The following is a 13,060-nucleotide window of genomic DNA, read 5'->3' on the forward strand; positions in this document are numbered from 1 at the left end:
ATTACATATCTAAACGTACTTGTGCATTATCATAATACATTAACAGTTTGTCATCTTCCTGAATCACTTGCTCTGGCAAACGATCTCCTACTGTAACAATCTTCTCGTAGTTTTTCTCACTCCATGCCTTTTTAAAGCCTGCGCGGATTGCCTCGGTACGGAATTGCTTTAGTCTCTTTTTACTATTTCCAAGCTCTTCTACATAATGATCAAACTCACGTAACAATGTTTTTTCGCGCAATTTTTCAAGGTCTGATTGTTTATTTGGATCTGGTACATACCAACGATTCATTGCTTTTGTTTTAAGCTTATCATCTGTATTCCCTAAACCACGCATATCATGATAATTTCGGCGCAAATAACTTGCAATTTGATCTGGTACTATTTCTTCGCCTTCATATCGTAAGAAGTTTTGAGTAAGTAAATCATCTAACTCAGGCAACTGCTCATGCTTCGCAATATGTTGAATTTCCTTCATAAACTGCGGATGTAAATCTTGACGTGTTTGTGGTTTCTTCATTAGCTGTTGGCGAATCCATTCAATCGCACTATTCTCATCAGAAACAAATAAGCTCATTTGAGTAAACTCTTTGACTAGTGTACGCTTCTTATCATATTCAGCTACTTGAGACTCTAAAAATGCCATTCCGTCACGCATTGGGAATCTTTGAGCTACGCCAGCTTGGAATTCTGCTGAAGAAATAGGTACAGGTAACCCATTCAGTACATGGTAAGCTACCATTCGGTCAAATAAAATACGTGGTGTCCGTTCTGCAATTATTGACGCTTCACCTTTTGAGCCTGAGAATTTAATAAGTTGTTCTAAATACTGGTTCACAAAAGTCCAAGCAGATTCAGGGGTATTCGTTTGTTCCCGAATTTTATTAATATATTCTACAGATGGTTTATAGGCTGATATTACTAAATCCTGTTTAACAGCTGTAGTAGAAGTAACAGCTTTAAAACTGCCTTGTTTTTTATCGAGTGCAGCTACATTCGCTATAATAAATCCGGCTTTTTGAAGAGCATTTTGGATAGAGTTCCATACACTTGCTTGTGAATTACTAAATTCAATTGTAATCCATCTCTCCGGCTTTAACACTCTGTATAATTCTTTTAAAGCACCATTCATTAAATTTTCATAATCAAATAAACTTTTCTTCTGAGTATTATTAACAATAGCCTCAGTCTTATTATCTGTATAAATTTTCATAAATGATTCCCAGATAAAGTTCAATTCAGAATACATTAAATTTGCTCCGAACGGGGGATCTATAAATATATAGTCAATACTTTCAGAATCAATATTTCTTAAATCTACAGCTGATTGATTAGTAATTATATTCTCATTGAATTCAGGGAGTGTCTTTATCACAGAATCCAATTTACTTTTAAACGCAGACGTTATAGGTCGTTCGCCGTTAACACTTGGAACATATAAAGTGCCTGTAACAGCCCCAAAAGAAAACAACCCACCATCAGTTAATAATCTGGAAATATTAACCTTTACCATCTTCGTAGAATAAGATAGACTACTTCTAAGAATCCCTAAAAACAGGGATTTATATTTACTATTTTTTACCTTTTCTAAAATGAATGAAATGGTAAGTAGATTTCTTCTCGTGAAGAATTGATGTGTGTGCGTTAGTCCAATTTTATCATTCCTTCTAGATTCATCTCCTTCTATCATTCTATCTGTTCTAATTTCATATGGCCACTCAGTATTTTCAATTTTCTTTATTAATTCCAAATCACTCTTACTTGGTTCCTTATCAAACCTTTTGCCGTTATACGTATAATTAATAAGAACCAATTTTTGTGAAACTTTTTCTACTATTGAACCAAGTATAGGATCATACTCTTTGACTAATAGTGGCTTTATTCTTCTTTTAGTTAATGTGGCATTACAATATGGACAATTGAATTCATCTTTTACTTTTTTCATTTCTTTATCAACAGCTATGTCAAAGAAATTAAAATCCATACCACATTCAGAGCATTCAAAATCATCACTCCATACAGCATAATTAATTTGTCCTTCGACTTCTTTTCCATTATGAAGGGCTTTTGTCATAAAAAACTTATCAAGATTATCTGATATTTCTTTTAAGACTTTATTTGCTTCATCCTCAAAACTTTTTAAGTTAATAGAATTATTATAATTAGAGGATATAAGTGCTGCGGTTGGTGATAAATCGTTTAAAATAACTTTACGTTTTCCTAATTGATATATACCTTCTTCGGAAGTAACAATATTATCCTCATTCACCTTGAAGCCTAGCGATTCTACTTCTTTTTTGCTACCACACATATACCCAGCCACGCCTGTCATACCTGTACCCGAAAATACATCTATAACAGTGTCACCCGGATTAGTATAGTGGAGCAAATACTTCATAATTGCTTTATGAGGTACTTTTGTGTGGTAACTATGGGCATTATATATAGCTCCACTTTTCCCAATACTTACATCACTGGCATAGGGTCCAACTTTCTTTACATCTGCAGAATTAGACCTTTTGATTAATTCATTAATCCACGGATTCGGACATGCAGTATAATATGGCGGATCTGATAAGGCGATAATATCTTCATCCTCACCAATAGGAAAACCTTCAATTTGTTTTAGTTCAGGTAATTTTTTGCGTAGTTCTTCACGGAAATATTCTCTACGTGCTTCTTCACTTTCAAAGGTCATACCGAGACAGACAACTGGTGTGTTGTCTGCTTCAGTTACCTTAAAAGAGAGCTGTTCATTATCTGTCATGTCAATCTCTCCTTTCTATTTTTTCAGCATTACACGTACACGATTTGATGGAGCAGTACCCACTGCTTTTGCCAGCATGTCCTCAAAACGTTTACGTAATTCTTCTACTGTTAATGGATGCCCGTTGGCCATCATTTGCTCTATGTCTGATAAATTCAACTCTACTTTATCGATACCTTTTAATAAATCATTAATTGCTTGGATTAATCGAACATCAACTGGTAATTTAAATTCTTTACTATCGATAAATTCTTGAATCAATTGTTGTTGTTCGGTACTTAACAATGAGATGTTCTCTTTTACAGACGCATCGTTTAAGTTTGTCAATAATGTTTCTGTCCAATTTTCATAAATAACTGGTAATTCCTCTTCAAGTTTTTGTAAAATAACTTTTTCATTGGCAGTAATATCTGTTGGTCGGAATTTACACTCACTACAAATTTGTGTATGTTGTAATTTATCTTCAGAAACATGATAGCATGTTTTGAGATCAGTCAAAGTCTTTTCCCATTTAACAATTTGTTCTTTTGGTAAGATGGAAATACGGTTCGCAAGTTCTTTTAGTGCTTTTAGTCGATCATCATTTAGAAGTGCCGTTTTTCTTAGGTTTTCTTTTGCATTTAAGCGTGACTGATCATGTGCTTCAATATAAAGTTGAATATAATCTTGTTTTAAATTGTTTAATTTTACAAGTTCTTTTGAAATATCCTGATGTTCCTTTAAAGCGTACTGGATGTCGTCAAGTGTTTCCTCAACATTTCTAGACCAATCTGAATGACTACCCATATTAGGTTGTGCGACACGCAAGTAGTTTACAAGCTGAGAAATATTTTTCAATTGACTATCTAGCTTTAGTAAGTTTTCTAATGTTTCAAGCGCTTCTCTTTGTGCTTCAATAGTTGCTAAGTCATATTTTAAATTACGCATTTTAGCAGGCGTATTATATCGTTTTACTCCTTCACAAAATTCTTTGAAATCCTCAAGAAGTTTTGTTTGTTCTTGAATTTCTGCATTATTTAATAATTGCCCATCCCATGTAGGAAATCCTTTTTTAACAAGTTGTAAAAGAGATAATGTCTCTGCTATTTTATTGTTTGCTTTTTCTGTAATAATTACAATTACACGACGTAACATATCTTCTTCGTAGTTTGGGATTTCGACCTCAAACAAATCTGCAATCGCATTTATTTCCGTTATTGGTAAGCCAGTTGGTTTCTTTATATGACTAAACTGAGTTAATTCCTTTATTGGTAATTGAACGTATTCGTGTAAGTTTAAAGCATTATAAGTTTTACCTCCGATAGTCACTTCTATTGCCCCTGCACTTATCATAGCGCCTAATAGTACAACAAATAACTCTGGCTCTAGTGAAAATTGTTTCGTAAATTGTAAATCTGGTGTACCTTTAATACGTATTGTTTCAATTAAATCGCTATGGTTGATTACTTGCCCATGACCCTTCGCTTCTAACAAATCAATAATCCATTTTGCATAACCTGACTCATTTATAGTCAATTTATTTGATTTATCAAATAATCTGAACCCATCTAAAAGGTCTGCACCCATTTTTGAATCCGTTCCGTTGATATACTGGAGTGCTTTTTGGACATAAGATTCCATATTTTCCTTTGTTAGTACGCCTTGAATTTTCCCAAAGGAAGGATAATCCTCATATTTTTGTTCAAACCAATCTGTTAAATAAAATTCAGCAGCTGTATCAACAATTTGTTTTACAGTAGGGTTATTTAAAATATACATGCGTAAATCAGCAACAGTGGATTTCTTTCCTTTATAGGTGATTTCAAATGTACTATCAAAGTTTTCAATTAACCATTTAAATAATTTCTTTTGATATTCTTCTACTTTCGACGTATAAAGTTTCTTTGTTGCTGGAGAAGCATCGATTGCTAAATCATGTGCAGCTGCATAAAACTTTAGATACTTATCAAATTCTTCATTGCTACGGGTATATTCAAAGAAAATTTCATCAGGTTTATGTTCATTTCTAAATGATACTTTATCATAAGGTCGTAACATATAAATATAGAAATCACGTTCCGGTTGTGCAGTTCCACGTTCATTTGGTGCGCCAAAGAATAAATATCCCTGCCGCATCACATGATGCGCCTCCCATGCTAAATTGTATTTCCAAACTTTAACATGTGATACGTGTGTATTATCATCAAGATCCATAGCTTTTTTTAATAAACTAAAGTAGTAATGATCTAATTTGTCATCCTCAATTGTTTCAGCTTGTGCTTGAATTAAACTATCCACATCAATATCCTTCTTTAAATCTAGATAGTACTGACCATTCGATTCGTTTGTAGAAATATATTGATAACTAACAGTTTCTTGAATTACTTTCATTGTTGCTTCAATATTTCCTTTTAAGAAATCTGACGCATCATCTTCTTCTAGTAAAAGTTCTATACTTGTGGTCGGATGTAAAAATAAGTCATCACGTAATTCTGTTGTTGTTAAACCTACCTTGTCATGAATATCTTCTGTTGAAAGTCGGTACACAGCTAATGCATTAATCATCCGAAGCGCCATTGGTTGATACAATTTCTTTTTAACTGGAAATGCATTCTCGATACGATCTTTTAAAATTTTATGCTTATCAATAACTGCGCGAATATTTGCATCTGAGCGATTCGTCGCATTTTCTTGGATGTATGTCCAATAACTATCGTAAGAAATTAAGCCGGGTGATCCTTCCGGTAATGGTGTATGAATGATTTTTTTAATTTCACTACTAATGGTTTGAAGTGCTACACGTTTTTCAGCTATATTTACTCTTTCAAATGCAGTCAAATACGCTGGGTGGATAGGAAATAGGTTAACATAGGTTTCTAAATCCTCGTTTAAACGTGTATAAAGCCTTGTAAAACCTTTTAAATGCTCGCGAATCAAAGACTTTTGTTCATCTGTTTTTTTCAACAGTCGTTGCGAAACTACATAAGCAATGTCGTCACGAACAATGCTTATTTGAACAAAACGTTCACTAATACGTTTTAGGGAATCTGAAACATAATTAAATCGGGCGTTACCGAAAAGCATTTCTTGAATCCCTGCAATAAAGCGCAAACGCGTTTTCCCACAAATCTCTCCTACTTCACGTAAGAAGCCTAAATCTAAAGCTAGCTCCTGCCCCCGACGTCCACGTAAATAATCTAGTAACTCATCAATAACTAGTAATAATCCCTGATTAGGATACTTTTCATTGAATAGTCCCATCATTTCTTCAAGTGCTTCTTTATTATTTGTTATTTGATCAACTGGAGGGAAACTGAAATCAACACCCCATTTGGCCAAATTATCTTCTAATGCATTTACTAAAATATCGCGTAATGGGGTTTTAACAGCACCAAATTCGATTCTTATTACCTTAAATTTACCTTCTATTTCTTTTGCCTTTTCTGCAACAGAAGAATTCGTTAAATATTTACTTACATTTTCACGTTCGGCAATTGTTGAGATTACACTCATTAAATGAGATTTACCCGTTCCGTAGTTGCCTACTATGAATAAACCCTTATTCTCTATAGAATGACTAAACTGTAACTGCTCAAAAATTAAATCATTCAGTTGCTCTGCCATACGTTCAGAAATAACATAAGTTTTTAATAAATTATTTGCATGTTCTTCTACATTGGCTTCTGTTAATTTAATAATCGATTCAATTGGCTCAAATTGTAGCAAATCTTGATATAGCATAAATTAGTCTCCTTTATTTAATAATAATGGCATCTTGTACAATATATTTTTTATACTCAGGATGACCCGGTTCAGCATGGATCAGTGCATCACCGATAATTTTCCCCCGCCAAGATATAATTAGTGTTTTATTTCGACTATTATTTTTTATTAGAATCATAGGATCGATTGCTAATGAATTATCAAAAAGTAATTCGTAATAATCTAAGCAAACTATATCGTCTGGATACTTATCAATTAATTGCTGGAACACCTCTGTAATTCGAAAAGTTCTGCGGTTTATTGGCACATCCTGTAGTAGTAGAGATACTTCAACGTTAACATTTATGTATGGTAACGAGTGATTTTCTGCAAATGTTTTCACTGTATTACCATTTATATAATCGTATACAAAAACTTGTTTGAAGTATCGTTCTGATACAACTGATATAGCATTTTTAATCCGTTCAAGTAAATGATTATTCATAATAACTCCTTCTTGAATGAAAAAGTGTAAACCAAAGTTTTTTATGTCCTTCCTTCATTCAAGTTAATCTTTTTACATAAAAACCGTACTCATATTTACAAATTTCACCTAATTGAAAAATATTTTTTCGAAAAAAACTTCCTAGTCTTCTTCCAATGATAATATTTTCTGTTCCCTACGATATAGAGAAATCCATTAAAAGACTCCAGCTTTTTCCTTCATATAAAATTTTATTTAATTTTCTCAGCCTTAACTTTCTTCTTGGCCCGAACAAGCGTAGATACGGAAATTCCAGTCATATCTTCAACTTGTTTATAAGAGTGATTTTCAAGTAAAGTTAAGGCATGATTAATTTGCTGCCGAGAAAATTTCTTTGGTCTTCCCTCACGGAAATCGGGATTCTGCTTGGCCAAGATTTTTCCTTCCTGAGTTCGTTCTACAATCATATCTCTCTCAAACTCTGCAAACGCCGAAAATATTGTAAAAATTAGCCGACCAGTTGGTGTATTTTCAATAACCCCCATATTTAATACATGTACTTTAATATTCCTATCAAATAAATGTTTAATGATTTCAAGAGCATCTTGTGTACTTCGAGCAAAACGGTCTAGTTTTGTAACGACCAATGTGTCTCCTTCCTGTAACATATCAATCAACTTCTGAAATTCAGGTCGCTTTTTGTTTGTCCCTGTATATTTTTCAGAGTATATTTTGTCACAGTTTTCATTCTCTAACTGTTTCAGTTGAACCTGTAAATCCTGATGCATCGTACTCACTCTTGCATAACCATATTTCAAAAAACCACCCCTTTTCATCAAAATTTGAGATGCATTTATGAACATAAGTATTGATTAAGCCTGATACCTTTATTTTATAGTACTATGGTAGCATGTTCAATACTTTGAAGTATTGAACATGATATATCTGCCAATCTTATTCTTAACCTGTCAATTTGACAGATAATAAGTGTTCGTTTATTTTGCAAATTTATTTAAAAAAACAGCTATCTTCACATGAGAAGGTTAGCTGTTTTCTTAATTTCTACATCCATTTTATAAGAACAGATCCATTCACCGGAAATGCGACCGACCTTTTATATAACTTCAAGAATCTTCTATTAACTGGTTACTTATACCAATATGATATTATTATTTATAATATTATTTAAAAAGTAGGTGACAAAATGGCCAAAAGAAGTTATGACTCAAAACTAGTTAAAATTAGAGGGATAAAGGCAGGAAAGCGTCAACTAAACAGTAAAGTTGAAATTAGAACTTCTCTGAGGATTCCTTTAAAGAAAGGCATTGCATCCTGTATCCTGATGAATCCAAGTACTGCTGATAGCTTAGACTCAGATGATACCATTAACTTTGTTACTGAATACATATATAAGAACATTCCTGAAATCAATTGGATAAGGTTTTATAACCTTTACCCTTTTTATGAACCTAAATCAACCAAGATCTATGATTTAATTCATAATTTAACACCATCAGAATACAGTACTGCAATGAATTTAAATAGACTAGAAATTAAGAAAACACTTGAATCAACAACGCATTTATTTCTTGGTTACGGTCAGTGTAGTGGAGATGCAAATGATAAGGCCAGTTATTATGATATCGAAACAGTTAAGTTACTAAGCATGATTGAGAAGACTTATAAGAATGATATTTTTGTATTCGAAACTTCTCAATCAAATATAATTCTTATCAAAAATAAATATCCTAGACATCCTAATCCCAATAATGAACACTTTGCTATCAATCATCACAAGTGTCACATTAAGAAGGGATCAATAATACTAAATTAAGCGACATAGATTGATAGCCTCCTATGCAATTTCAAAGGAAGGAAAAGAATACAAATACTACTATTCCTCATTCAACAGATTCATTACTGAAAATCGTCCCTGCTTATTGTAGAACCAGCACTAAATTGTAAAATGAGCGCCACCCCTCAAGATTGGCGCCCATTGTTGAATATAGCAAAGGAGATTAGTGTTATAAATATATACCGATGAATTTTTTTGTACAAAAACACGCTTACTAAAGTGAAAACGTGTTTTGTTGTTGGCAATAAATTTAGTTTTTATCAAATAAGCAACGCGTTATTTCTTTCTTTTGAACTTATTAACTTTTGAACCCTCAATCCACCCTATTATATGCTCACCATCTATATATGTTTCGATTTTAAGCCAATTCTTTTTCTTTTCGAGTACACTTACCACTGTATCTAATGGTACTTTTTGAGAAGCAACAGGATTGGTCTTCTTATTAGGGCTTGTTCTTAATAGGGAATCAACTCGAGTAAGACCAATTAAATTAAGATTCTCGTACCTAGAAAGTCCCTCTTTTTTAATCACCTTTTTTGCATGTGCGTAACCAACAACATATACCCCGCTCGAAAGTGATTCTTTAATCGTTTCTATAATCAGTAAATGATTGTCAATTATCAAGCTAACTAATATAAAGAAGAAAGGTACTAAGATAATATCAATGAATTTTTTCACTACATCTTGTCCATAGCTAAATAGTAAATCTTGTACAAATTTCTTAAAATTCATCTTTTCACTATTTGCAGCTGCTAAACGATAATCAACAATCTCCACAATCTCATCATATGAAAACTGTCGTTTTTCATTTACTGTAATTTCACCATATATCTCACTACAATCGTTTTGGTATTTTTGTTTACCTTTAATCTCATATTCCTCTAGTACTTCACTGATCTCTTGAACAGAAAAGATACTTAGTTGGTTAAATGTATTTGCTAAATTCATTGATTCGTACATTTTGATTGAAGATAATAGGGTTTGACTATAATTAGCCCAATCAATTTGTGCGATATTGTTAAGTGCTTGTCGGATTCCTTGTGTTTGGCTTGCCCAATCAATTTGTGCGATATTGTTAAGTGCCTGTTGGATGCCTTGAGTTTGGCTTGCCCAATCAATTTGTGCGAGATTGTTAAGTGCTTGTTGGATGCCTTGAGTTTGACTTGCCCAATCAATTTGTGCGAGATTGTTAAGCGCTTGTTGAATACCTTGAGTTTGGCTTGCCCAATTAATTTGTGCGATATTGTTAAGTGTTTGTTGGATGCCTTGAGTTTGGCTTGCCCAATCAATTTGTGCAATATTATTAAGTGATTGTTCAATACTCGGAGAATAAATTTGATTCTTTAATTTTGGCATAAAACCCTCCTTATTCATGATAGTTTAATATTGTAAGTATATTATAATATATATTGTTAAGAGAGGGACTACCCTTATAGTACTCAAAATAAAAATACTGAATCAAAGAGAACGAGAACCTAATTTGTTTAGAGTGTAAATGTTGTACTTTGGAAACGCGCCTGATTGTTTACAAAGCAAAATCCTTTTTTTGTTCTTGAGACTACTTAACCCACGTAAACAAAGTTTAACTACTAAAATCCTTTTAATATTCGATTTTTTTGAGCATACTGCGGTATCAGCTTCAAATTTGTCAGCCCCGACAAGCAAATGTTCTGCAACAAACTGCCCTTATTTAACAATCTCTACCGAAATTTATAAGAAGGATTTTTTGATGTTTTGTATGAGAAACTGTGGCTTATTTAGTAAAATCTTATTCGGAGGTGTTTAAAGTTGATATTTGATATGAGTGATTATGATAGTACATTAAAATCACTATTAGGGTTTTTAAACTTTCGTAAGGAAGATATAGAAAATGTTTTAGATTTTGTTTACCTTGAAAGTACAGATGTAGAGGATTTTTTAGAATCATTCGATATTGAAGATAATCATTTGTTAGAAAAGGATGTTGAACTTGTAAGTCTACATAGCACTACCAGTTTTGATAAATGTAAATCTATTAAAGAATTAGGTATAATTAATTTACAAGATGCCGTAACACAAGAGACACCATTAAAGGATTATTTAAGTAAAAAAGAAATCTATATTAATATTAGGGAGAAATACATTTTATATAAAGGTAATAAACTTGATATTAGTGAGAAAACTGATGGTTTCTCTTTAACCGATGCAGAAGAGTATAGGAACCGTGTAATACATAAATTTTATGGAGATTTTCAAATCAATGGATTTCTATGCCACTCAAATGTAGTTTCATATGAGGGGTATACTAGAAATAGACCTGAAATTCTTTTTGATTTAGCCCAATTTTTAAAAAATGATACAATTGAGAGTGATTGGATTAAACATAAGAACAAAGAACATTTTATTATTAAATTTAAGCAACCCCTTAATTATTATAAATATTGGACATTTGTGGTTGAATATGAGGATAGTTATTACGGAATTACGAAAGACAATCTAGAATATTTACCAGATGAAGTAATTGAAGTAAAAGTAAAAAGATGGTTGATTCAAAAATCCCTCTATATTTTGAGATATGGAGTATATGAACTATTTTCTTATGTACATCCAAAAGTAAAAATAGAGCCAAAAGACATCATGGAAATTATGCCAGAACAAGAATACATTGATAAGTATAAAGTCGAAAATGATTATTAATACAGTCCGATAAAGATGAGAACACTTTGGAAACTAAGTGTTTTTGTTTTTTATTCCTTTACATTCATTTGCATTTTCTCAATTTCGTTTGTTTTACCTAATAAGGGTTATTGGTAGGATTGACTACTAATTAATGCTGTCAGTAAATACTCTAATAAAATCTTCCTTAAATACAAGGAGTTACTCAAAAAACCGGTCCTTTGTTGAACAAGCTAAAACATTTTCTTTCAACTAACCATTTCGTACTTTAATAAGAAAAGCCGCCAAAAAAGGCAGCTGGATCTTCAACTTTTTCTCCCGTTACTTAAAGAAACAATGGCATTGGTTCAAATTCCATAATCTATCATGTCTCATAATAAAATCCGTTAGTTATATGTTATCATCAATATCTCTATTACAAATTTTGTCTCACGTTCTTCAACAACTTGCCAATCAGAAGCAGTAGTGTCTGGTCTGATTGGATCACATTCAGAACCAGTGCCAATTTTATCAACAATAACAATCATTATAATACAACTCCTTAATCATAACGTATTTCCAAACTTCGTTCTCTTTTTTTATATAAAAGGCTTTTTTAATATTCCTTGCTTCAAAACCATTATCGATACTTTCCGGCTCTAATACGTATAGCCTCAATACACACATTAATCAACTTGTCATCATTAACAGCACAAAAGATTTCAGCCAACGAAACTTGATAATCATTATAAAGAGACATTCCTAGATCAACCATTCTTATTGTTGAACCTGTCAAGGCAGCAGCATTATGTCCATTCTCGTCATCAAAAATATCTGCAAGGGGACCACAGCCTAGATCAATATTATCCTTACGAAAACATTTAAATATTTCAGGATATGCAGCAATATAAATATTTGCTTCATACTCTAAATCTTTACCGGGGCTTAAAGCATATAACTGCATCAACCATTTATAATTTTCTAAATGTTCATTGTCAGCAAAATACATATTATTTCCCTTCCTTTATTCAAAATAAGATTAACTCTTACAGATAACGCAATTAATAAATCTAGCCATCTATATAAAAATAATTTTGCTATTAATCTATCAATAAATTATTCACCGCTTACCATCGCGCTTTCTCTGGATAAAATCAAAGTAGCGTTTTGCTTTTAGCAAAACATATTCAAATTCTTTGAAGCTGGCAATTACTTTATAACTAATTGGGGTACTTTTCCCCGGAATATAAGTTTCACGCCACGCCTCCCATTGATTATTAGTGTTCTCAATGTATACTGCACTATTTTTCCCTAGCGATTTAGTATATAATTCTCCAGAGAGACAAATAATAAATCCTGCTTGCTTCGCTTTTTCATCTTTAATTTCCATTTCCGCTATTTCAATCAATTGATAAATTGTAGCCAATTAGTCTACACCTTCATATCTTCTACGACCTATACGAAGTTTACGAACTAAATCAGATTAAACCTTATACAATGGGCTTTATTACATAAATAAGAGTACGAATTTTAGACGAACTAATTTACGAATTATTTATAGGGAAATAATTCGTATAATAATTAGTAAATATTTCGTTTAGTAAAAGACAACAAAAGCATTGAAACCATTGGATTCATG

At 32.3% G+C, this 13,060-nt stretch carries 10 protein-coding genes; 2 read left to right on the plus strand and 8 right to left on the minus strand.

Features of this window, described 5'->3' with window-relative positions:
* Position 1: 1 nt before the first annotated feature.
* The 4 genes from BQ6100_RS16095 to BQ6100_RS16110 form a co-directional block, all read right to left on the minus strand.
* The gene (locus tag BQ6100_RS16095; RefSeq protein WP_075982596.1) at positions 2 to 2,767 is read right to left on the minus strand and encodes a DNA methyltransferase; all 2,766 of its coding nucleotides are present in this window, start codon (positions 2,765 to 2,767) and stop codon (positions 2 to 4) included.
* A 15-nt stretch (positions 2,768 to 2,782) separates the two neighbouring features.
* The gene (locus BQ6100_RS16100) at positions 2,783 to 6,487 is read right to left on the minus strand and encodes a DUF6079 family protein (RefSeq protein WP_075982597.1); all 3,705 of its coding nucleotides are present in this window, start codon (positions 6,485 to 6,487) and stop codon (positions 2,783 to 2,785) included.
* Between the two features lie 13 nt (positions 6,488 to 6,500).
* On the minus strand, positions 6,501 to 6,953 hold the full coding sequence (gene brxF, locus BQ6100_RS16105; protein ID WP_075982598.1) for a BREX-3 system P-loop-containing protein BrxF: 453 nt from the start codon (positions 6,951 to 6,953) through the stop codon (positions 6,501 to 6,503).
* Between the two features lie 230 nt (positions 6,954 to 7,183).
* Entirely contained in the window at positions 7,184 to 7,750 is a 567-nt protein-coding gene (locus tag BQ6100_RS16110) for a recombinase family protein (RefSeq protein WP_075982599.1), read from the minus strand.
* A 386-nt stretch (positions 7,751 to 8,136) separates the two neighbouring features.
* Here BQ6100_RS16110 and BQ6100_RS16115 point away from each other — a divergent pair, with 386 nt between their 5' ends.
* Complete coding sequence (locus BQ6100_RS16115; protein ID WP_075982600.1) at positions 8,137 to 8,766, plus strand: DUF1643 domain-containing protein; 630 nt, start codon at positions 8,137 to 8,139, stop codon at positions 8,764 to 8,766.
* Positions 8,767 to 9,063: 297 nt separating this feature from the next.
* On the opposite strand, the gene BQ6100_RS16120 is transcribed toward BQ6100_RS16115, so the two are convergent.
* A complete protein-coding gene (locus BQ6100_RS16120) occupies positions 9,064 to 10,143 on the minus strand; it encodes an SH3 domain-containing protein (protein ID WP_075982601.1) in 1,080 nt (359 codons plus the stop codon).
* Between the two features lie 432 nt (positions 10,144 to 10,575).
* Between BQ6100_RS16120 and BQ6100_RS16125 the strand changes: the two genes are divergently transcribed.
* Positions 10,576 to 11,463 (plus strand): hypothetical protein, encoded by an 888-nt coding sequence (locus BQ6100_RS16125; RefSeq protein WP_075982602.1) that lies wholly within the window; start codon positions 10,576 to 10,578, stop codon positions 11,461 to 11,463.
* A 365-nt stretch (positions 11,464 to 11,828) separates the two neighbouring features.
* Here BQ6100_RS16125 and BQ6100_RS21305 read toward each other — a convergent pair whose 3' ends face one another.
* From BQ6100_RS21305 to BQ6100_RS16135, 3 genes are all read right to left on the minus strand, one after another.
* Positions 11,829 to 11,969 (minus strand): hypothetical protein, encoded by a 141-nt coding sequence (locus BQ6100_RS21305; protein ID WP_159433165.1) that lies wholly within the window; start codon positions 11,967 to 11,969, stop codon positions 11,829 to 11,831.
* A 92-nt stretch (positions 11,970 to 12,061) separates the two neighbouring features.
* On the minus strand, positions 12,062 to 12,430 hold the full coding sequence (locus BQ6100_RS16130) for a hypothetical protein (RefSeq protein ID WP_075982603.1): 369 nt from the start codon (positions 12,428 to 12,430) through the stop codon (positions 12,062 to 12,064).
* 111 nt (positions 12,431 to 12,541) lie between these two features.
* Complete coding sequence (locus BQ6100_RS16135; protein ID WP_235816536.1) at positions 12,542 to 12,847, minus strand: hypothetical protein; 306 nt, start codon at positions 12,845 to 12,847, stop codon at positions 12,542 to 12,544.
* Positions 12,848 to 13,060: the final 213 nt, after the last annotated feature.

Origin of the sequence: Bacillus massilinigeriensis, from assembly GCF_900117315.1 — a bacterium.
GTDB classification, from domain to species: domain Bacteria; phylum Bacillota; class Bacilli; order Bacillales; family Cytobacillaceae; genus Bacillus_BE; species Bacillus_BE massilionigeriensis.